At 57.9% G+C, this 22,137-nt stretch carries 17 protein-coding genes; 7 read left to right on the forward strand and 10 right to left on the reverse strand.

From position 1 onward, the window contains the following. Window positions 1-211: 211 nt before the first annotated feature. The 7 genes from I5P96_RS12860 to I5P96_RS12890 all read right to left on the reverse strand — a co-directional run bounded on the left by I5P96_RS12860 (window position 212) and on the right by I5P96_RS12890 (window position 8,115). On the reverse strand, window positions 212-1,795 hold the full coding sequence (locus I5P96_RS12860; protein ID WP_223382489.1) for a C69 family dipeptidase: 1,584 nt from the start codon (window positions 1,793-1,795) through the stop codon (window positions 212-214). Window positions 1,796-2,102: 307 nt separating this feature from the next. Next, a complete protein-coding gene (locus tag I5P96_RS12865) occupies window positions 2,103-2,528 on the reverse strand; it encodes a plasmid pRiA4b ORF-3 family protein (protein WP_223382490.1) in 426 nt (141 codons plus the stop codon). A gap of 23 nt (window positions 2,529-2,551) precedes the next feature. Beyond that, window positions 2,552-3,514 carry a translation initiation factor 2 gene (locus I5P96_RS12870; RefSeq protein WP_223382491.1) on the reverse strand — a complete coding sequence of 321 codons (963 nt, stop codon included), beginning with the start codon at window positions 3,512-3,514 and terminating at the stop codon, window positions 2,552-2,554. A gap of 14 nt (window positions 3,515-3,528) precedes the next feature. Then, window positions 3,529-3,966, reverse strand: a complete 438-nt coding sequence (locus I5P96_RS12875) for a DUF4869 domain-containing protein (protein ID WP_223382492.1) — start codon at window positions 3,964-3,966, stop codon at window positions 3,529-3,531. Window positions 3,967-4,250: 284 nt separating this feature from the next. Further along, window positions 4,251-5,657: an MATE family efflux transporter gene (locus tag I5P96_RS12880; RefSeq protein WP_223382493.1), complete on the reverse strand. Its 1,407-nt coding sequence runs from the start codon at window positions 5,655-5,657 to the stop codon at window positions 4,251-4,253. A gap of 111 nt (window positions 5,658-5,768) precedes the next feature. Beyond that, on the reverse strand, window positions 5,769-6,743 hold the full coding sequence (locus tag I5P96_RS12885) for a mannonate dehydratase (RefSeq protein WP_223382494.1): 975 nt from the start codon (window positions 6,741-6,743) through the stop codon (window positions 5,769-5,771). Between the two features lie 76 nt (window positions 6,744-6,819). Continuing rightward, the gene (locus I5P96_RS12890; protein ID WP_223382495.1) at window positions 6,820-8,115 is read right to left on the reverse strand and encodes an SLC13 family permease; all 1,296 of its coding nucleotides are present in this window, start codon (window positions 8,113-8,115) and stop codon (window positions 6,820-6,822) included. A gap of 663 nt (window positions 8,116-8,778) precedes the next feature. Between I5P96_RS12890 and I5P96_RS12895 the strand changes: the two genes are divergently transcribed. The 5 genes from I5P96_RS12895 (at window position 8,779) to I5P96_RS12915 (ending at window position 15,377) form a co-directional block, all read left to right on the forward strand. Then, complete coding sequence (locus tag I5P96_RS12895) at window positions 8,779-10,065, forward strand: SLC13 family permease (protein ID WP_223382496.1); 1,287 nt, start codon at window positions 8,779-8,781, stop codon at window positions 10,063-10,065. Window positions 10,066-10,097: 32 nt separating this feature from the next. Next, the gene (locus tag I5P96_RS12900; protein ID WP_223382497.1) at window positions 10,098-10,979 is read left to right on the forward strand and encodes an MBL fold metallo-hydrolase; all 882 of its coding nucleotides are present in this window, start codon (window positions 10,098-10,100) and stop codon (window positions 10,977-10,979) included. A 90-nt stretch (window positions 10,980-11,069) separates the two neighbouring features. Then, window positions 11,070-12,590, forward strand: coding sequence for a galactarate dehydratase (garD, locus tag I5P96_RS12905; RefSeq protein ID WP_223382498.1), 1,521 nt, complete (start codon window positions 11,070-11,072; stop codon window positions 12,588-12,590). A 35-nt stretch (window positions 12,591-12,625) separates the two neighbouring features. Beyond that, complete coding sequence (locus tag I5P96_RS12910; RefSeq protein ID WP_223382499.1) at window positions 12,626-13,954, forward strand: enolase C-terminal domain-like protein; 1,329 nt, start codon at window positions 12,626-12,628, stop codon at window positions 13,952-13,954. 76 nt (window positions 13,955-14,030) lie between these two features. Continuing rightward, the gene (locus I5P96_RS12915; protein ID WP_223382500.1) at window positions 14,031-15,377 is read left to right on the forward strand and encodes an enolase C-terminal domain-like protein; all 1,347 of its coding nucleotides are present in this window, start codon (window positions 14,031-14,033) and stop codon (window positions 15,375-15,377) included. 275 nt (window positions 15,378-15,652) lie between these two features. Here I5P96_RS12915 and I5P96_RS12920 read toward each other — a convergent pair whose 3' ends face one another. Together I5P96_RS12920 and I5P96_RS12925 are read right to left on the reverse strand one after the other, a co-directional pair. Then, window positions 15,653-16,531 (reverse strand): LysR family transcriptional regulator, encoded by an 879-nt coding sequence (locus I5P96_RS12920; protein WP_223382501.1) that lies wholly within the window; start codon window positions 16,529-16,531, stop codon window positions 15,653-15,655. 15 nt (window positions 16,532-16,546) lie between these two features. Further along, on the reverse strand, window positions 16,547-17,443 hold the full coding sequence (locus I5P96_RS12925) for a LysR family transcriptional regulator (protein ID WP_223382502.1): 897 nt from the start codon (window positions 17,441-17,443) through the stop codon (window positions 16,547-16,549). A 184-nt stretch (window positions 17,444-17,627) separates the two neighbouring features. Here I5P96_RS12925 and I5P96_RS12930 point away from each other — a divergent pair, with 184 nt between their 5' ends. Further along, entirely contained in the window at window positions 17,628-18,908 is a 1,281-nt protein-coding gene (locus I5P96_RS12930; protein WP_158577511.1) for an SLC13 family permease, read from the forward strand. Window positions 18,909-18,941: 33 nt separating this feature from the next. Then, window positions 18,942-20,093 (forward strand): mandelate racemase/muconate lactonizing enzyme family protein, encoded by a 1,152-nt coding sequence (locus tag I5P96_RS12935; RefSeq protein WP_118552288.1) that lies wholly within the window; start codon window positions 18,942-18,944, stop codon window positions 20,091-20,093. Between the two features lie 109 nt (window positions 20,094-20,202). Here the strand turns inward: I5P96_RS12935 and I5P96_RS12940 are convergent, their stop codons facing one another. Next, a complete protein-coding gene (locus I5P96_RS12940) occupies window positions 20,203-22,107 on the reverse strand; it encodes a sigma 54-interacting transcriptional regulator (RefSeq protein ID WP_118552286.1) in 1,905 nt (634 codons plus the stop codon). Window positions 22,108-22,137: the final 30 nt, after the last annotated feature.

The raw sequence follows: 22,137 nt of genomic DNA on the forward strand, positions 1-22,137 counted from the left end.
TGTAAATTTCCAGTGTGTTTTACCGCATCTCCGCAATGATCTTCTCCAAATTTTCTTCCTGTAAATAGAATTCCGGCAGTTTTGCCTTGTCATATAGAACGAATGGGCGGCGTTTGCAAGGAGCAGTCATACACAAAACGCCCCCGGCTTCCTGTCATGGAAACCGGGGGCGCTGCGGTTTTATGGGAAACGCCTCAGGCGCTGCAAAGCCTCAGAGCAGCAGAGAGCTGACCCATGCCCGGGCGGCCGTCTTGGCCTGGAGCTTATTGTACATCTTCAGGGTGGTGTTGTACACCTTCTGGCTCATGGCATTGCTGGCGTTGGTGGCGGCAGCCTGCTTGGCCTCAAGCGTGTCGGCGGCGGCAACGGCGGCCTTCATATCGGCGTAGTCGGCCATGATCTCCTGCTGGAGCGCGGCGTAGCTGGCCTTGGCTGCAGCCCGATCTTTTGCGGTGACCTGGTTGCCATTGCTGCCGTAGGTCAGCAGGTTGGAGAGGGCGTCACGCACGCCGTAGAAGGAGTCGGTCCAGTCGTCCGGGTAGGTATAGTAGCGGCCCTTGGCATCCTGATACCAGACGCCCTCGGTGGGCTGCTCGTCGGAACGGGTGACCTTATGGACCGAGACCTTGTAGACATCTGCGGTGTCGGTGGTCAGCATCGGATAGTAAGGGACGAAGGCGTTGTACACGTCGTCGTCAAAAGCGGTCCACTCGGTAATGGCGGTGTTCAGATCGCCGGTGGCGCTCACCTGGAACAAATGGGTCTCCACATTGCCCGTCTTGCCGATGGGCTCCGTCTGAAAGAAGTGGATGGAATCCTCCACCGAGAACTTCTTGGTCAGCTGGATGTTGGAGTAGACCGGGACGATGGCACCGTTCTCGCCAACGTTGCTGATAGCAAAGTCGGTCTCGCTGTAGTTGTCCTTCGTAAAGGTGTCGGTGCCGTACAGGTAGTTCAGGCCGGCTGCCATGCGATCCGATGCGATGTCGCCGTTGTAGGAGGCATCCAGATCGATGACATTGGCAGCGGCGTCGCCCACAAAGGTACCGGCCTTCTGGGCCACGGAGATCAGGTTGGCAGAGGCCACCACATGGTCGGTGTCATCCAGATCGATCTTGCCCATAGCGGCGATGTTGGGCTGCATGAAGACCACGCTGGAGGAGAGCTTCAGGGCAAGGTAGGTGTGGCCCGTCAGGTTCTCCACGAACCAGGTCTCGTTCTGGTCGGCAATGAACACGCCGGAGCCGCCGGCTGCACCGGCGTTGTCGTAGATGGAGGTCAGCAGGGCAACACCCTCGCGGGCCGTGGAAGCTTCGCTCAGCAGCACCGTGGTGATCTCGGCTTCCTCAATGCCGTTGTCCACATAGGGGTCTACGCTCAGCACGGCGTCGGTGCCGTAGAGAGACTCGGTGGCAGAGACCATGACGCCCTTCTCGTTGGTGCCAGCCTCCTCATAGGGGGTGTGCTCGTGGGTGCTGTCGCAGTCCGGGCAGACACCCAGACCGTTGTCGTCCCGGCGGGCGGTGTAGCGGTAGCTGTCGTGGGTGAAGGTGTAGGTAAAGCCGTAGCAGCCCTCGTACACCTCGCCCGCGGTGTGCTTCCCGGCGGGGCTGATGTTGAACAGCTTGTTGTAATCGTTGGTGCCCAGATCCTCGATCCGGCCAAACATGGTGGTGCCATCCTCGGTGAGGTCGCTGCCGACATAGAGTGCCGTGCAGGCGAAGGCGGAAGGAACCACGGCAAGCGTCATCGCACAGGCGATGAAAGCCGCAGCAATTTTCTTCTTCAAAGACATAATCGTATCGATCCCTCTCTTGTTGATTGTCGGCATTTCGTCGGCAGGTGTCATAATACACCCATTTTAATGAAAATGCAAGTATTTTCCCGAAATTTTAGCATATATTCATTTTTATATGGTATATATTCATACTTCGTTTTTCATCTGCCCCTCCGTGAGCGCAAAAAACCGCCCCGGCTTTCTCTTTCGGAAGCCGAGGCGGTTCATTATGCTTTATTCGTGCTTTCTCAAGCCCTCACGCGATTACTTGCGGGGGTTCTTGATCGCAGCCTGGGTGGGTGCCAAAATTACAGGGCATTGGACATCATTCTTCTCCCTCCGGGTACTGCTCAACGCTTCCTTTTGAACTGAGCAGCATCGGCTTGCGATGTCTTTTTATTTCTTCTATTTTCATCACACGGATGGCAAACATCCAATCATCTCCAAAGTCATAATGGAGCGAGAATTTCTGTCCTTCGACCAGCCCCAGTTCATCCAATGCAATATCGGTTCCCTCTGCATCATCCTCGTCAAACAGGTCATCTTCCATCGGATTGAATCGGTAGCAGTCTTCGCTGTACATCTTGTTGTCCATACAAAATTCATACAGATGCTCTGCCGTAAAATCAAATGCACTCAAAATCGCCATGCAGAGCTGATCCAGTGTATCCGTACCACAGATGGTTATCGTTCTGTATACGCTGCGCCCAAGCCCTGCCGGATAAACCTTTAATGTATACTGTATCCTCATTACGATTCCACTTTCTTTTGATTTTATTTCAATTCGACTTTCTGCATCTGTCCCAAAATCGCGTTTTTCACACCATCCCTCAGATAGGCCTCATTCAGCGCTTTCTTGGTATAATTCAGATATGTTCCCGCCGTTTTCTCCGTCAGAAGCGCCGTAAAGTAACGCTCCCAGCTAAAATATTCCTTGCTGTCGATGCAGTCAGACGGTGTCTGCAAAATCTGTGCAACCTCCGTATCTTTCAGGATCCCAGAAGAAAGTACTAACCATTCAAAAGATTCTGGCAAATAGAGTTCCAGATTCTCTCTTGTCAGCACCAACTGCAACACCCTATCCATTTCCGGGCCAAAGGCAGCGCCATCTGCAATCACCAGAATCTTTTCATCCTTATGCGCCTTCAAATAGGAAAACACATTTGACTTTCCATTTGCAGTATCACACTGCATTTGATGCTCTGCACAGACCGCGTCAAAAAACTGATAACCCGAATTGCTGTCCTCCGTCAGGATCTTCTCCGGCTTAATATTCTCAGTCGTACTATCCGGGTAGATTCGATAGAACGAATGATAACTCTGTTTCAGTGCCCCATACTTTCCAGAGGTCCGGATTCCGTACACCTCTTCCACACTGTATGGCAAGGCCGGCAAACCCTCTCTGGTCACGATGACGTAATAGTTGTCGGTCTGCTGAATCGCACGTGCAAAATCTTTGGTCTTGACAAACTCATTTCCTTCGTCGATAAAAACAATGCTGTCCTGAATATTGTCAAGTTGTCCCTTCCAAAGGCGTCCTTCTACCACATAGCAACCTTTATCACAATTCAGAGTGACCGGCCCACTCTCTCCATCGTTCATATGGGTGCGAATCATATCCACAAGGGTCGTTTTTCCCGTTGCACTATCCCCGCGAATAATGGTCAGGTTGCGTCGCAGTTCAAATTCATATTTCAGGTACTTTGTGCCAACGACCACTTTATGAATGCCTTTCATTTCTGTCAGCCCCTTTACACAAACTCACCTGCGGCCAAAATCAGCTCTTCCATACTGTGAACGATTTGATTCGTATTCAGCACTTTTATTGTAAACGGCTTTTTGCCAAAATCCATCAGGTGACGCAAATTCACCGTGCGATTCTCCTGCTCTGCAATTTTGAGCAGCCACTTTGCACAGTTGTCACCACAAGTCGATACATTGAACACTTTCTCTGGCTCAAACTTTACCAAAATCAGTGTCTTTACGCCACCAGACAAACCAATCGGTGGAATTTTACCCAAGACCGGGCTGTCAATTACACCACTGTCGATAACGGTAGACTTATCCACATCCTGAATCATTTCCTTGACCATCGGGTCAACGATCCAGTCTTCCTCGTAATCGTATTTGAAACAAGAAGCCGTATTGTACACCGCTTCCTTCATATCACCGTAAAAAATGTTCAGCATCTTATCACCTCGTCGATGTGCGTACTTCTGCTATCATTGTACCCTCTTTCCGCTTACAAAACAAGATGCAAAAAGCCCTCCGGCTTCCTATCACAGAAACCGGGGGGCTTTGCGCTTTATTGGTGCTCTCTCAAGCCCTCACGCAATTTGATATGCTACCCCTAGAGTAGACAGAGTAAAAACAAAACTCTGAATACTCTGGGGGTAGCATATCATTCCGGCGCAGGGGGCGGCTTTTGACATCCGACTCAGGCAAAGGAGAAAGCGGGCCGGGGCATTCCGGCTCAGCCGGTCACTTTTTCCGGCTCTTCTTCCGCGATGCCGTCGGCGGTGTGGATCCACTTTCCGCTCTTGAGGCGGCTGATGCACCACACCGACTTGATCACATAATCCACGCGCAGGGCGAGGATGGTCAGCCAAGCAGGCCAGCCCAGCAGCAGGCCGCCCACGCCGCCCAGCTGGATGGACACCAGCCACATGAACAGGATGTCGGCCTTCATCAGGAACTTGGTATCGCCGCCGCCGCGCAGGACGCCTTTGGTCATGACGGACTGGATGCACTGGAAGAAGACGATCACCGCGTAGGCACCCATCATCTCTTCGGTCATAAGGATGGTCTCGTCGTTCAGGGTGTACATGGCGATGGTCAGCGGGCCGCAGGCCAACACCATCACGGCGGCGATCAGGCCGAAGAAGATGCTCAGTACATAGAACGTATACCCCTGCTGCATGGCCTTCTCGCGGGAGCCTTCGCCCAGCGTATGGCCGGTAACGATGCTGGACGCGTTGGAGATGCCTTGGATCACCACGGTGAACAGGCGGTCGATGACCTGACAGATGGCGTTTGCGGCCACCACCGCGGCACCCATGTGGCCGAGGATGATGCTGACGATGTTGCCGCCCAGACCCAGCAGGCCGTCACTGACCAGCACCGGCAGGCCGAGGCGGAGATAGTTGGAGAAGAACTCCTCGCCGGGCATGTGCAGCAGGTGTTTGATCCGCAGACCCAGCTCCTTGTCCTTGAAGAGGATGTAACCGAAGGTGACGAGGAACTCCGACGTGCGGGCCAGCAGGGTGCCCAGTGCGGCACCGGCGATTTCCATCCGGGGAGCACCGAATTTGCCGAAGATGAAGGCATAGTTGGCGATCAGGTTGACCACGAAGGACACGCAACTGACGATCAGGCCAAGCTGCGCCTGCCCGACCGAACGCATCAACTGGGCAGCCACAAGGCTGGTGCCGTGGATGATAAAGACAAAGGTCGTGATCCGCAGGTACCGCACGCCCTGTTCCACGACATGAGCCTCTGAGGTATAGATGCCCATGATCTGGGCGGGGAAGCACCATGTCAGAACGGCAAAGACGGAGGCCAGCGTAAGCGCCATCCGCAGCGCCATATTGAAGGTCTGACGTACCTTCTCCACCTCACGGGCACCCCAGTACTGCGCGGCAAGCACGCTGCTGCCGCCGATGATGCCCATGCAGAAGATGGTAAAGAAATTGTAATACTGGTTTGCCAGACTGGATGCCGAGATCTGCACTTCGCCGAACTGCCCCAGCATGATGGTGTCCAGCATGTTGACGCCCATATTGATGGCTTGCTGCAGCGCCACCGGCAGCATGATGCTGAGCACCCGTTTATAGAATTTTTTGTCGGTCACCAGCTTGAACCTTTGTTTCTGCGCGGCCACCTGCGATTCCTCCTTCACGTTTCCCAAAACTGTTTTGTATCGAACTAAATGGATGAAAAAGGACAGCAGCTCCGGAAAGCTGCCGACCTTTTTTCACTGATTTTACGCAGCTCAGCGCTTGCCAAGCTCTTTTTCGGCGGCATAGATCAGACCCTTCATGAAACCGGTGGGGTAGCAGAAGGAACCGGGAATCCCGCCAAAGCCCTCAATGGGTTTGAAACCGTGGTCGATGGAGATAACGGCGTTGCAGTCACAGGCCACCAACTGCTTCATGATGGCGTACATATCGGCGTAGCCGTCCTCGGCCAGCACTTCCTCAAACACCGGCAGGGGGCTGTCCACATTGCGGAAGTGGACACAGAGGATCCGGTCGTCGTCGCACAGCTCCTTGATGTCCGACATCAGGTCGCCGAAGTCGCTGCCGCCTTCCAGCCAGCAGCCCACGCAGAGCTTGATGCCCAGCGCCTTGCTGCCGCCTGCTGCCTTGAAGGCCTTGCGGTAGCACTCCATATTATAGATCAGGCTGGGGATGCCTGCCATGCAGGCCAGCGGCGGGTCGTTGGGGTGCAGCGCCATCCGGACACCGGTCTCCTCGGCCACGGGGACGACCTTTTCCATGAAGTAGGCGAAGTTTTCCCAGATCTCCTCCTCCGTGTAGGCTCGGCTTTCGGCGTTGGGGCGGGCAAGGATCTCGGCTTGGTCGCAGAACGCGCTGTTGCCGCCGCGTGTGTGCTGGCCGACCCGGTGGTCGGTGCGCAGGATGCCGTTGGGCTGCCATGCAATGGAGGTGAAGGGGATCTTCTCCTCGCCCAGCACCCGGAGCATGTTGTTGAACCGCTCGATCTGGAAATCGCGGTCGGGCAGGTTGAGGTGGATGCTCTTATTTTTCTGCAGCTCATTGCAGGCCGCATCCGAAATGGTCATGCCGAAGCGGGCCAGCTTTTCCTTTTGCTGCTGCAGGACTTCCCGGTTGATCTCATCGGGCTTGAGCATCAGGCTGACGTTTTCCACGCCCATCTGACGGATGAAGGAGAGCGTGGCATCGCTCTCGCTGGTGCGGACGGGGATCTGGGGACGCAAAGACATAAAATCGACCTCTTTTCGTTCGGTTCTTTTTCAGAAAAGCCGCCCGACGGCTCCGGCCGCCGGGCGGTTCGTGTGATCAGCCGTAAATGGGGCAGAAGAAGTTTGCACTGAGCACGATACTGATGACGGCCAGCACGATGAAGGGCAGCGTAAACTTGAAGGTCTCGCTGAGCTTATAGCTGGTCGAGGCATAGGCGATGCCGCAGGCAGGCGAGCCAGAGGGGAATGCGATGGCGATGCCAGAGCAGAAGGAAACGATCAGCACCAGACCGCGGGGATCCCAACCGGCTGCAATGGCAACGGAAGCTGCCACGGGGATCAGGACATTGGAGGTCGCGGAGTTGGACATGAAGGTGGTCATCACGACCGTAACGACTGCGAACACGAACATGACGAACAGGCCGCTGGGGTTGCCGCCCAGAATCTTCAGGATGGCGTTGCCGATGACGTCACCGGCACCGGATTTGCCCAGAGCGTCGGCAATGACCAGAACACCGGCGATCATCCAGACGGCGTCGATGGTGATGGCGTTGATGGTCTCCTTCACGGACATGCAGCCGGAGAAGGTGATGATGAGCAGGCAGGTGACGGGGATCAGATACATATAATCACCCAGCTGCTTGCTGAAGAACAGGGAGATCATGACAACGAGGAACAGGCCGAGGATCAGGTTCTCCTGCCATTTGGGCAGCGGGGTCTTTTCCTTCTTCTTGCCGCCCTTGCCTTCCAGCTTGGAGGAGTCAAACTTCTTGTTGGGCAGCCACTTCCAAGCGAAGAGGCAGTAGACCGTCAGGATGATGCAGGGCAGGATCATGACCTTGAAGCGGGTCATCAGGTCCAGCAGCATGCCCTCAGAGCCTTCGGGCAGCATGCCTTCGTAACGGGCATTCAGGTTCAGGTGGCTGGCAGCGCCCATGCCGATGGGCAGCTTGGAACCCCAGATGGCGATCATGGCCAGCAGAGGGATGGTCATACGGGTGGGGGTGACTTCGCCGGAATCGCCCAGACCGACAAGGAACATCAGCATGACGACCATGTTGGCGGTGGTGGGCATGAAGCAGGCCAGACCGATGACCACGACGTACAGGCCGATGACCAGCGCCATGCCGCTCTTGCCCTTCAGGCGGAGCATCTGAGCCTGAATCTTATCCACGACGCTGGTCTTCTGGAATGCAGAGACCATGCCGAACATACCGACCAGCAGGATCAGGGTCTTGTTGCAGAAGCCTGCAAAGGCTTCCGGGATGGTGAATACCCCGGTCAGGGCCAGCAGGACGCAGCAGGTCATGGTGGTCAGACCGAATGGCCACTTGTTCAGGAGGAAGCCGACGATCATGAACGCCATGATCGCAAGCACAATATAAAGTTCCATACGAAACGGCTCCTTTTCTTTTACTTACCTCTTTTACCTTCATTTACCCTGTCCGTGTTCCGCACTGACCGGCCAGAGCTGTCTCCGAAAATGTTTTCTGTGTGCACACATGCCATTTCCATATCGCTATGCTACAACTTTTCCCCTTCTTCGACAATCGGGAAATCTGCTAAAAACTTAACAAAAATTTATCCGCATCCCACAAACGTTCGGTTTTCTGAACGATTCGGCGCAGAATGTGAACTTCTGCGTTTCAAAAAATTTCATATAGGCGGAGGAGCTGAAACCGGAAGCTCCCGGAGGTTTTACAAAAAGATTCCGAAACTTTTACAAAGGAGGCAGGTTTGAGAGGGTGGATCCCCCGGTGCAAGCCCGAATTTTCTCCCGTGCCACTTGTATTCCAGAAAATTGAAACGAAATGAATCGAAAAATGAACCACAAAATTCACATTTTGCAATTTTGTGGCGTCCGTCAAAAATCGAGAGTCAAAATCGGTCGAAAAGCGAATTGCTGTATGCAAAACTTTTGGCTAGAATGAGCAAAAAGGCTGCTGTGAGTGTAAGGTCCAGCTCTGTGCGAGTTGCCGGACGGTGGCGCCCCGTCCGGCAAGAGTGCTTACACTCCGGCCCTTGGTCGTAAAAAACAAAAGGAGGCAATTCACTTATGACATCCCAGTTGATTATCACGTTGGCGATCCTCGCCTTCATGATCGTAATGTTCGTGTGGCAGAAGTTCCCCATGGGCGTTACCACAATGACCTGCTGCGCACTGCTGGCAGCGTTCGGTATCCTCTCCCCCTCGGAAGCGTTCGGCGGCTTCACCAACAACAGTATCATTCTGGTCGCTCCCATGATGGCGCTGAGTTCTGCCATCACCAAGACCAGCATCGTTCCCTATATCCGTAATAAGGTCAACAGCCTGAGCGGCAAAAAGGGCATCGTCCTGATCCTGTTCTTCTATCTGATCGTCATCGCATTCGTCCAGTTCATCCCCGCAACCGCAACCTTCTCCATCATGATCGTCTTCCTCGCATCCCTGAGCAACGACGGCGAAGTCACCCCCACCCGTCTGCTCATGCCGATGCTGGGCATCAGCTGTGCATGGAAGGGCTTCTTGCCCATCGGCATGGGTGCCACCAGCTTTGCGACCATCAACGCCATCTACGGCACCATCATCACCGATGAAGGCTACTGGCTCGGCATGTTCGACAAGTTCAGGGTCTCCATCCTGCCCGTTGTCTGCCTGACCATTTACTGCTTGGTCGCATGGAAGCTCCTGCCCAAGCGCGGCACCGTCAACGCAGCAGAGGCAAAAGAGGTCAAGGAGACCAAGACCCTTCCCAAGGCACAGGAAACTCTGGTTTACGTCGTCTTCATCGCTGTCATGGCTGTCCTCGTCCTGAACAAGTGGACCGGCAAGCTGATGTATGTTGCTCCCGCTCTGGGCGTTCTGGTCCTGATCTATGGCAAAGCCCTGAGCGTTCCCGAAGTGACCAAGGCTCTGACTGCGGACATGATCTTCCTGATGGCCGGCGTTCTGGGCGTGGCAACTGCCATGACCAAGTCTGGCGCAGGCGACCTGATCGGCAACGCGATCCTCGGCGTTCTGGGCGGCCATCCTTCTTCTCTGGCTGTCATGTTCCTGTTCAGCACCGTCTGCATCATCATGACCACCCTGATGTCCAACTCCGCAACGTCCAACATCCTGTACACCGTCGGTGCTACGGTTTGTCTGGCAGGCGGCTGGGATCCCCGCGGCATCATGCTGATCGTTGCCATCGCAAACGTCATCTCTCTGGGCTTCCCCTCCGGTGCAGCCGAGACCGCTCTGATCTACGCAGCAGGCAACTACAAGCTGTCTCAGGTGGCAAAGTTCACCGTTCCGTACATTCTGATCGCGATCGTGACTATTTCACTTTCGGTCAACTTCTTCTTCCCGATCTACGGGTGATGTGATATAGTTGTTCTAGGGAGGTTCATTTTATGGAAAAGAAATTCTTCTATGCTTCGACGGCCGGACGCCTCGGCATGAGCAAAGAGGCAATGGCGACCCACTGGGAGCACGCCATCCCGGTTTACCGCAATGCACCCCACGTCTGGAACGTAGGCGGTCAGGACAACGTCGCATCCTTCCTGATCGACACCGGTGCCGGCCTGATCCTGATCGATACCGGTCTGTGCCCGGAGACGCTGTATCTGCTGATCGACCGCATCTGGCGTTCCGGCCATGACCCCAAGGACATCAAGAAGATCTTCCTGACCCACTGGCACGGCGATCATTCCAGCTGCGCACGCTACCTGCACGAGATGACCGGTGCCGAGATCTGGCTGTCCAAGGAGGACGAGGTCGAGCATCAGCGCTCCCTACACGATGAGGAGTTCCAGAAGCACATCCCGCCGATGGAGATCCCCGATTACACCGTCACCAATTTCTATGACGACGACAAGCCCATCGTCATGGGCAATATGATCATCCGCACCAAGCTGTGCCCCGGCCACACGCCGGGCGTGACCAGCTTCTTCTTCGAGGATACCGACGAGAAGACCGGCAAGACCTACCGCTGCGCGTTGCACGGCGGTCTGGGCGTCAACCCCATGATGCGCCCGCAGAACCTGCAGGAGCTGGGCTACCCCGTCGAGATGGCACACCGCTTCATCAAGGATTGCTATGAGCTGGCCAAGATGCCGGTGGATATCGCACTGGCAAGCCACCTGAACCAGAACAACATCCTGCCCAACATCCCCAAGGACCCGGACGATTACACCGTCTTCGTGGCCGATTACGCATGGGCCGATGTCCTGATCAACCGCGCTGAAGCCGTCAAGAAATTCTATCCCGAAATCTACGGTACTTCCGGACAATAACCGGCTCCGTATCACCAAGGCGCAAGTCGGTAAAGCGGCTTGCGCTTTTGGTGCTGAAAAGACCATGTATCAAAGGAGAAAAAACAGACCATGCCCGAACGGATCATTGTAAAGATTAACGAAAACGATAATGTGGCCGTGGCCATCCACGACCTGCCCGCCGGGGCGGAGTTCCTGCCCGGCCTGAAAACCCGGGAGCCGATCCCGCAGGCGCACAAGATCGCGCTGACCGATATCCCCAAAGGCGGCGAGATCATCCGCTACGGTGTCGTGCTGGGCTACGCCAAAAAGGAGATTCCGACCGGAAGCTGGATCAACGAGTTCATGCTCGATCTGCCCGAAAGCCCCAAGCTGGACAACCTGCCCTACGGCACCAACCTGAAACCCATGGAAGCGCTGCCGATGCCGGAGCGCACCACATGGATGGGCTACCGCAACAAGGTCGGCCCCGCCGGGACCCGCAACCTGCTGGGCATCGTGACCACCGTCCAGTGCGCTGCCGGTGTCCTGAAGGTGGCCGTGGAGCGGATCCGGAAGGAGCTGCTGCCCAAGTATCCCCATGTGGACGGTGTGGTCGCCGTCACCCACCCTTACGGCTGCGGTGTGGCCATCAACGCGCCGGAGGCCAAAGTGCCCATCCGGGCCGTCACCAACCTGATCCGCCACCCCAATTTCGGCGGCGAGATCATGGTCGTGGGTCTGGGCTGCGAAAAGCTGACCTATGACCGTGTCCTGCCTCCGGAGGACATCACCCCCGAAAACGTCCTGACTCTGCAGGATTACGCCGGACACGATGCCATGATGCAGGCCATCCTCGATATGGCCGACAAAAAGCTGCAGAAACTGGAACAGCGCCGCCGGGAAGAGCTGCCCGTCAGCGAATTGCTGATCGGGATGCAGTGCGGCGGCAGCGATGCCTTCAGCGGCATCACCGCCAATCCCAGCGCCGGTTACGCCGCCGATATGATCGTCCGCTGCGGCGGCACCGTGATGTTCAGCGAGGTCACCGAAGTCCGGGACGGCGTGCAGCTTCTGGCCGCCCGCTGTGTAGATGCCCACGTCCGCGACCGTCTGGCCGAGGAGATGAAGTGGTACGACGATTACCTCGCCGCAGGCGGTGTCGGCCGCGACGCCAACCCCACCCCCGGCAATAAGGCGGGCGGTCTGGCCAACATTGTGGAAAAGGCCATGGGTTCCATCGCCAAGAGCGGTACCAGCCCCATCGTCGAAGTGCTCAGCCCGGCCGAAAAGCCCACCAAGCACGGCCTGATCTATGCCGCCACCCCGGCTTCCGATATCGTCTGCGGCCCGTCTCAGGTCGCCTCCGGCATCGGTCTGCAGGTCTTCATGACCGGCCGCGGCACCCCCTACGGGCTGGACGTCTCCCCCGTCATCAAGGTGTGCAGCCGGAACGAGATGAAGGAGCACTGGTTCGACCTGATCGACATCTCCGCAGGCGAGGTCGCCACCGGGGAAAAGACCATCGCCGAGGTCGGCACCGAGATCTACAACTTCATCTTGGATGTGGCCAGCGGAACGAAACAGCCGTACAGCGATCAGTACGGCTTCCACAACGACATGTGCATCTTCAACCCCGCACCCATTACCTGATCTTATAAAATTCAAACTCACAGGAGGAAACCTTTATGTCCCCGATCGTAGAAAAAATGGAAATTTTCCCCGTAGCCGGTACCGACTGCATGGAGCTGAACCTGTCCGGTGCGCACGCACCGTACTTCACCCGCAACATTGTCATCCTGACCGATTCCAACGGCGTTGAGGGCGTGGGCGAAGTGCCCGGCGGCCAGAAGATTACGGCGGCACTGGAATCCGTGAAGGATCTGGTGGTCGGCACCCGCATCGTGGATTACAAGCAGACCCTGAACAAAGTCCGCGCATGGCTGAACGCCAACATCAAGGACGATGTCCGCGGCCTGCAGACCTTTGACCTGCGCACCGGCGTCCATGTGGTCACTGCCGTCGAGGCTCCGCTGCTGGACCTGATGGGCAAATTCTTGGACGTCCCCGCCGCCGCTCTGCTGGGCGACGGCATCCAGCGGGAGCGGGTGCGGTTCCTGTCTTACCTGTTCTATGTGGGCGATCAGAAAAAGACCGACCTGCCCTATACCGATGAGTCGAACTCCGACTGCGAGTGGTACCGCATCCGCCACAACGAGGCACTGACCCCGGAGGCCATCGTGGCGCAGGCAAAGGCGACCCACGAGAAGTACGGCTTCGAGGACTTCAAGCTCAAGGGCGGCGTTCTGGAGCCGGAAGAGGAGCTGAAGGCGGTGCAGGCCCTGAAGGCCGCCTTCCCCGATGCCCGGATCGATCTGGACCCGAACGGCTGCTGGAGCCTTGAAAAGTCGCTGGAGCTGGCACCGGAGCTGAAGAAAGTGCTGGCTTACTGCGAGGATCCCTGCGGCGCCGAGAACGGCTTCTCCGGCCGCGAGACCATGGCCGAGTTCAAGCGGGACAGCGGCATGCCCACTGCCACCAACATGATCGATACCGACTGGCGGCAGATGTGCCACTGCATCTCCCTGCGCAGCGTGGATATCCCTCTGGCAGACCCCCATTTCTGGACCATGAACGGCTCGGTCCGGGTCGGCCAGATGTGCAATGATTTCGGCCTGATGTGGGGCTGCCACTCCAACAACCACTTCGACATCTCTCTGGCCATGGTCGTGCAGTGCGCTGCCGCCGTGCCCGGCAAGATGAACGGCATCGATACCCACTGGATCTGGCAGGAGGGCCGCGAGCGCCTGACCAAACAGCCCATGCAGATCGTGGACGGCTGCATCGACCTGCCCAAGGCTCCCGGCCTCGGCATCGAGATCGACCGCGAGCAGATTCTCAAGGCCAACAAGCTGTACGTAGAAAACTGCCTTGGTGCCCGCAACGACGCCATCGGCATGCAGTATCTGATCCCCGGCTGGAAGTTTGACAACAAGCGTCCCTGTCTGGTGCGCTGAGCTGCAAAAAGAACCGTTTTGATGCAGGAGCCGGCACCGCAGGGTGCCGGCTCTGTTTTTTTAAGGAGGCCCTGAAATGGAACATCCCGTCATTACCAAGATGCAGGTCATCCCCGTGGCCGGTTACGACAGCATGCTGATGACCCTGTCGGGCGCGCACGCGCCCTGTTTTACCCGCAACCTCGTGATTCTGACCGACAGTCTGAACCACACCGGCATCGGCGAGATCCATGGCGGCGACTATACCTGCGACTGCCTGAACTTTGTCCGCCCGCTGGTGGAGGGGCAGCCCATTGCCGCCTACCGGCAGATCTTGCAGAAGATCCACAAACTGGCCCGGCACGAGCCGACCGACGACGGCGAGGGCATCCAGACGCTGGACATCTCCAAGCTGAAGTTCGTGGTCAAGAGCGAATGGGCCATCGAGTGCGCCATGCTGGACCTGATAGGCCAGTATCTGGGCGTTCCCATGTGCCAGCTTCTGGGTGAGGGGCAGCAGCGCAGGGAGGTGGAGATGCTGGGCTACCTCTTCTACGTCTCCGACAAGGCAAAGACCCCCGCCGGGGAGATGCAGTATCTGGACGAATCCGGCAACCCGGACCCGTGGTTCCGCCTGCGGCGGGAGGAGATCCTGACTCCGGAGCGGATCGTGGAGGAAGCACAGGCCGTGCAGGAAAAATACGGCTTCCGCAATTTCAAGCTCAAGGGCGGCGTCCTGACCGGGCAGGAGGAGATGGACGCGCTCCGGGCGCTGAAAAAGGCGTTCCCCGATGCACGGATCAACATCGACCCCAACGGGGCGTGGAGCCTTGCCGAGGCGGTGGAGCTGTGCAAAGGGATGCACGACGTCATCACCTATGTGGAGGATCCCTGCGGCCCGGAGGCCGGGTTCTCCGGCCGTGAGATCATGCGGGAATTCAAGAATGCCACCCAGTTCCAAGTTGCCACCAACATGATCGCGACCGACTGGCGGCAGTTCTACCACACCGTCAGCCTGAACGCCTGCGATATCATCCTTGCCGACCCGCATTTCTGGGGCTTTGACGGCACCATCCGGATGAGCCAGCTGTTGGATAGCTGGGGGCTGACGTGGGGCGTGCATTCCAACAACCACTTCGATATCACGCTGGCTGCCTTTGCGCAGGTGGGGGCCGCCGCCGTGGGCACCCCCGCCCCGCTGGACACCCACTGGATCTGGCAGGACGGCCAGAACCTTCTGGACGACACGCCGCAGATCCGGAACGGACGTCTTCAGGTGCCGGATGCTCCCGGTCTGGGCGTCCACCTGAACATGGACCGCGTTATGGCCGCCAACGCACTGTATCGGAAGCTGCCCTCCCATGACCGGGATGACGCAAAGGCCATGCAGTACCTGATCCCCGGCTGGAAATACGACCACAAGAAGCCCTGCCTCGTCCGCTGAAGCAGCACAAAAGAACCAGAACGCCCCCGGCAGCCGTGTCTGTCGGGGGCGTTCTGGTTTTAGAAGGATTGTCTGGTGAGAGAAAATAGCTAGGTTTGATGAAATATAAGGAGAAATGGGTCAATACGATGAAATTTTTGTGGCAGGACCGTTTTTCGTCGGCCTCTGACAATAAGATACCGCAGGTGCGCTTTTTTTACAATTGACGAATTGCTACAAAAACACAGGCCGGAATCGGCATTCTGGCACTGCTTTCAGAAAGTGAAATCATTGTTTCATCCATGGGTTGCAAAGTGCTTCCGGGCCAGCTCGATCAGGGCCATGCAGGCGGGGGAAGGCTCAGCATAGCGCGGAACCGCGCAGACAAAATCGAACGAAGGGGCATTTTCCAGCGGGAGGACTTCGCAATGTTCCAGCCGGGCGGCGCTCCGTTCGGGCAGGATCGCTGCGCCGTAGCCCTCGTCTGCCAGCCGGACAAGGTCCTTCCAACCGGCGGCGGTGTATAGGGAAATGGGGTACAGGTGCTCCCGCCGGAACAGGCGGTCCACCAGTTCCCGCCCGAACTGCTGCTCGTCCGGCAGGACAAAGGGCAGACAGCCGCAGGCCGCCAGACCTCCGGCACGGATCTCCGCGCTGATCATACTCTCCGGAACGGCAAGGCAGAGGGTGTCGTGGAGCAGGGGAACGTATTCCAACAGGCTGCTAGGCTTGACGGCACAGAGGAAGGAGAGGTCGGCCAGCCCGTTGGTCAGATACTGCTTGGCCGTGTGGGTCGTTGTGACCATCCGCTCCACCTTCAGCTGCGGGAACTGCAGATACAGCTTCGGCAGCAGTTTTTCCTCCAACAGGTAGCAGATATCCGCCGACCCGGTGACCCGGAGCTGTCCCTGCTGCCGCCGGAGCTGCTCGATGCTCTGATAGGTCTCCTCCTTGATCTGCACCATCTCGCGGGCACCCTTGAGGTAGATCTGCCCGGCCCGTGTGGGCACCAGCTTCCGGTTTACCCGGTTGAAGAGCGGCCACCCGGCTTCCCGTTCCAGCTTGGCCAGACACTGCGTCATGGCCGGCTGGCTCAGATGGGCCTTTTCGGCCGCTTCCGACAGGCTGCCCGTCTCGGCGATGAGCAGCAGATATTCCAATGCGTGAACGTCCATGATTTCTCCCTTTTCTCAGATCGAAAGCAATTCCAGAAGATAATTCCACGCGGCGGTCTTTTCCGCTCCGCTGCGGAAGACAAGGCAGGCGTAATTATAGAGCCTCGGCCGCAGCGAGAAGGGGGACACCGGATCCCGCGGCGAAAAGCATCTCCGCGGGACGATAGCGGCACCGTATCCGTTGCAGACCATCTGGTACAGGATGTTGGTGTTGGAGCTTTGGAAGATGACCTTCGGGTGGACGCCCGCGTGCTGGAACAGTTGTTGCAGCACCGGGTAATAGGACATCTCCTCGCTCGGCATCATAAAGGGCAGGTCGTCCAGCCGCCGCAGCGGCAGGCCGGGCAGCTCGGCTCCCGCCGTCAGGGCGGAGGCGTCGTACCCCAGCGGGTACTGGTCCGGCAGCACGACGATCAGCTCTGAGCTTCGCTTGACGATGTGCTCTGCCGGGCAGGCGTCCGGATCCGGCAGGCTGCAAAGGGCAAAATCCACGTTGCCTTCCTGCACGAGACGGAGCGCCTCCTGATTGTAGCTCTCCACGAACTGAAGCTGCACCGCCGGGAACCGGCCGGTGAAGGCCCCGAAGAGCCGGGCAAAGATCTGCGCGCCGCCGCCGGGCGTTCCCGCCACCCGTAGGCAGGGCACCTCGCCGCCGCCCAGATTCGCCAGCGCCGCTGCCGTGCGCTGCTGTACCGACAGCATCCGGCGGGAGCCGTTCAGATAGATCTGCCCTGCGGGGGTCAGGGTGATGCCTTTGCGGCTGCGGAGGACCAGCCGGGTGCCCAACTGCTCTTCCAGATTGTCCAGCCAGCCGCAAAGCCCCGGCTGCGACACCCCCAGCCGCCGGGCCGCCCCGGTAAAGGAACCCTCCTGCGCCAGCGCGATGATATACTGCTGTGATGTGAGGTTCAAGGCTGCATTCCTCCTGTTATAATTTCTGCTTATAGTATACATCGCTTTTTCCGGCTTGAAAAGAGTCGGAAGATAAAATACACTAATGTTACCAACAGTTGCATGCAAAAATGAGTCGAAAATCCCAAGCAAACTCCGGAGAAGAATAACCAAAACCGATGAATGTCAAAGGAGTGAATCTGTTATGAGTATCCATCTGATCCTGACCCTTGTCACATTGCTTGTGGTCGTGATCATGTTCCTGAGCGGCAAGTTCAATTTCGGCTGGATCGGCATGTTCTGTGCCACGTTCCTGTGCGCCACCGGTGTGCTGAGCTTCAAGGACGCATACGCCAACTTCGCCAGCACCAACGTTGTCATGGTCGGTGCCATGTTCATTCTGGCCGGTGCGCTGGGCAAGACCACCTTGGTCGATCATGTCCGCAACTGGATCATGAGCAAGGGCACCAGCGGCCGTTCCATCGTCTTCCTGTACCTGCTGGGTTCCATCCTGCTGACCCAGCTCGTCAGCCCCTTGGGCGTCATCGCCATGCTGCTGCCCCTGACCGCAGCCTTGGACGAGAACTCCCCCGTGCAGCCTTCCCAGCTTCTGTACCCCGGCGCTGTCTGCTCCCACGCTTCTCAGGCGATGCTGCCGGTCGGCGCCGGCCTGACCTACTTCGTCACGGCCAACGCCCTGATGGAGGCCAACGGTGCCGAGCAGCGCTTTACCATGTTCGATAAGTCCGCCGTGGTCTTCGTTCCCGCTCTGGTGGCGTTCCTGTACATGGCTTTTATCGGCTGGAAGCACTTCCCCGTCATCAAGATCGACGCGGCCAAGATCGACGAGAGCCGCGCCGGTAAGGCGAAGAAGATCGACCCCAAGACGGAAAAGGTCATCTACATCGTCTTCATCCTGACCATGATCGCCATCTGCTTCAACAGCTATCTGCCCTTCCCCATGTACATCATCCCCATCATCGCGGACCTGATCCTCGGTGCGCTTGGCTGCATCAACATGAAGGAAGCCAAACAGTATGTCAACTTTGAAACCATCCTGATGCTGGCGGGCCTGCTCTGCTTGGCGACTGCGATGCAGCAGACCGGTGCAGCCGATCTGGTGGCAGAGTTCATCGTCAAGGCACTGGGCGGCAACCCCTCGCCGCTGGCCATCATGATCGCCTTCTATGTCGTCGGCGCGACCCTGACCCAGATCATGAGCAACACGGCGACCTACAACGTCCTGATCCCGCTGGCCATCATCACCTGTGTGAGCCGTGGTGTGGATCCCCGCGGTGTCGTCCTTGCCATCTCCTGCGGTACCACCGGCGCAATGCTGACCCCCATGTCTTCTCCCTCGATCGCCATCGCCTTCGGCGCGGGCGGTTACAAGATCAAGGACGTCTTCCTTGCCTGCCTGCCGCTGTGGTTCCTGTATGGCATCACCGTCATCATTATGGCAAATTTCCGCTTCCCCATGGTATAATCCCTGTATGACACTGTAGAAGAGGTACATCACATGAAGATCACTGAAGTCACGACGTATTCCGTTCATACCACCCAGTTCCGTAATTTCAACTTTGTCCGGATCGACACCGACGAGGGCGTCCACGGCGTGGGCGAGCTGTTCTGCATCGGTGCCGACAAGGCCACGGCCGAGATGGTCAAGTATGTCTCCGAGTGGGTCGTCGGCATGGACCCGCTGGACCGGGAGCGGATCCAGAAGCGGATCCTGAACTACTCTCGCTTTCCCGGCGGCAGCATCCTTTATACGGCGGCCAGCGCCATCGATCTGGCGCTGTGGGACATTGCCGGAAAGATCGCCAACCTGCCGGTGTACAAGATGGTGGGCGCTGTGCGGGACCGCGTGCCCGTTTACTGCCACACCATGGGCAAGGACAGCAAGGCCGCGCTGGAAATGTTGCAGCCCAAGATCGAGAAGTATGGCTACAAGGCCTGCAAGGTCGGCGTGAAGGGCCTCGGCTACTTCCCCAACGGTTCCGCCGAAGCACGCCTCGTGGAGATGTTTGAGGGGATGCGGAACGCCCTTGGTCCCGATTTTGAGATCGGCATCGACATGCAGAGCAAGATCTATGAGCCGCGGGAGGGCCGCCGAGTGGCGAACCTGATCGAACCCTACCGTCCCTTCTTTGTGGAGGAGCCGATCCGCCCGGACAATCTGGAAGCATGGACCGAAATGGCGCAGGGCCTGAACGTTCCGCTGGCCACCGGCGAGCAGATCTTCGACCCCTATACGTGGGAGCGCCTGCTGGCGCTGCACGCCGTGGATCTGCTGCAGCCGGACATCCTGCTCTGCGGCGGCTTCACCGGGATGCGGAAGATCGCCGCCATGGCAGAACCCAGTTTCCGCAAGCTCAGCCCCCACAACCCGCTCAGCACGCTGGCAAACTGCATCAACGTCCACTTCTGCATGTGCACCTACAACACCACCTTCCTTGAGAACGAGCCGCGGGAAGAGGGGCTGGACGCCGAGCTGGTCACCGATGTGCTGAAGGTGAAGGACGGTTTCATCACCCCCAACGACAAGCCGGGCTGGGGCATGGATCTGGACTACGACTTCATCGAAAAGCACGAGCCGATCGTCTGGAGCCGCGTCAAGCTGGATTCTCCCACGGCCTACACGCTGGGCGGCGCACCCCACATCATGTAACCATTTCCCCGCGATCGCTTTTCTGAAACGAACGGCAGATTGTCTCCAAACAACAAAATCCGGGAGGTCCTCTCGCACAGGATCCTCCCGGATTTTGTTGTTTTCAGGTTCAGCAGTTGTATTCCGGCTTGATGTCGAACTTCTTCAGATACCGCCAGAGGGTGGTCTTGCTGACCCCCAGCTCGTCGGCGATCTTCTGCCGGTTGCCGTGGTATTTTTTGAGCAGGGCGGCGATCTCCACCGCCTTCTGATCCTTGTAGAGGACGATCTGCTCGGTGCCCGGCAGCATCCGGGGCGTCACCTGCTCCAACTGCTGCCGGAGGAAGACCTCGTCGATGTTCCGCTTCCGGGTCAGGAGGACCAGACGCTCACAGACGCTGCACAACTGGTCCAAGTTGCCCGGCCACTCGTAGTCCAGCAGGTAGTCTCTGGCTCCCTGCGTCAGGTGGACGTAGCGCTTGTATTTTTCCTGCCAGTCGTCCAGATAAAGCTCGGTCCAGCCGAGGATATCGGCCCGGCGGCGGCGCAGCGGCAGCACCTCCAGACTCAGGACGCTGAGCGCATAGTAGAGGTCGCTGCGGAACTCCCCCTTCTCCACACGGGAGATCAGGTTCACGGCGCTGGATGCAATGACCCGGACGTTGGCCGCCACCGGTCGGGACGGGCCGTTGTGGAGGAAGCGGCCCCGGATCAGGCAGAGCAGCTTGTACTGGGTCTCCGGCGGCAGCATTTCCACATGGCTGAGATAAAGGGTGCCGTCCTGCGCCATTTCGGCGTAGCTGTCCACTGTGGAGTCCTTCCGGACGGTGTAGTTGCCGAACAGCATATTGTCCAGCGTTTCCGGCAGCCATGCGCTGCAGTCGATGGTCACGAAGGCGTTGTTGTGCACAAGGCTTTCGTTGTGGATGCACTGGGCAAGGATGTTCTTGCCGCTGCCGGTCTCGCCGGTCAGGAGGACGGGCGCGGAGAATTTGCTGATCCGCTTGGCCAGATCCAGCATGCTGCGGGTCTCCGGGGACTCACAGATCATATTCTCGAAGCTGTACCGGGCCACGAAGCCCCGCTGATACAGCTCCCGGCGCATCTCGCTGTCCATTTCGATCAAGCGCTGGCCTTCCTGAAACGTCAGGACAGCGCCCTCGATCTGGCTGTCCACCAGAATGGGGGCGATGTTGACCACCACCGCCTTGTGGTTGATGTCCAGCACGAAGGCGTAAGCCTCCTGCCCCCCGATCAGAGCGTTGTCCAGCACGTTCTGGTTCAGGTTGGGCAGGATCTCGGAGATCGGCCGGCCCAGCAGCGTGTCAGCGGGGTGTTCCAGCAGGTTGTAGCTGATCCGGTTCACCCGGCGGATGATTCCTTCCCGGTCCACCTGCACGATGCCGCTGAAGGTGTAGTTCAGCAGGGCGTTGATCTCGGCGCTGTTCCGCTTTTCCAAATCGATGGCGTAGGCCACGCGGGCCGCCACGGTCAGGGCGTTGCGCAGGCTTTCCACGCCGGAAGGAATGAACTTATAGGGCAGTTTTTCCCGCCGAGCATTCTCGCAGACGATATCGCCGCCGATGACGGCATTGCATCCGTCGGAAAAGGCACGCACGGCGGCAGCGGCCAGCTCATCGTTCTGCTCCACCATATACAGGTCCAGATCGATGCCGAACAGCCGGTCGAACTGGGAAGTGTCGCTGAACATATTGGAAAGCCCGATCAGCCCGATGCGGGGGCAGGGAAGCCCCAGCTCCTCCTTGAGTTCCAGTACCACACTGGCCAGCTCCTGCTGGGACACGCTGATCTCCACCAGCGGCAGCTTGACGCTCCGCTTGATGGCGCGGGCCTGCACGCCGCGCGCCACGATCAGATCGCACCCCTGCTGTTCCAGCTCGCCGGCCCGCCGGACGGCCTGATCGGTCTGGATGGATTCGATCGCCATCAGGGAGATGGAGGGAAATTCACCGGTCAGGGATTTTGCAATGGTGCTCATCTCCTGATTCGGAACCAAAACTGCAACCTTTGCCATGAAAGCATCTCCTTCTTATCATGATGCTGT

The organism is Faecalibacterium prausnitzii, assembly GCF_019967995.1.
Classification (GTDB): Bacteria; Bacillota; Clostridia; order Oscillospirales; family Ruminococcaceae; genus Faecalibacterium; species Faecalibacterium prausnitzii_E.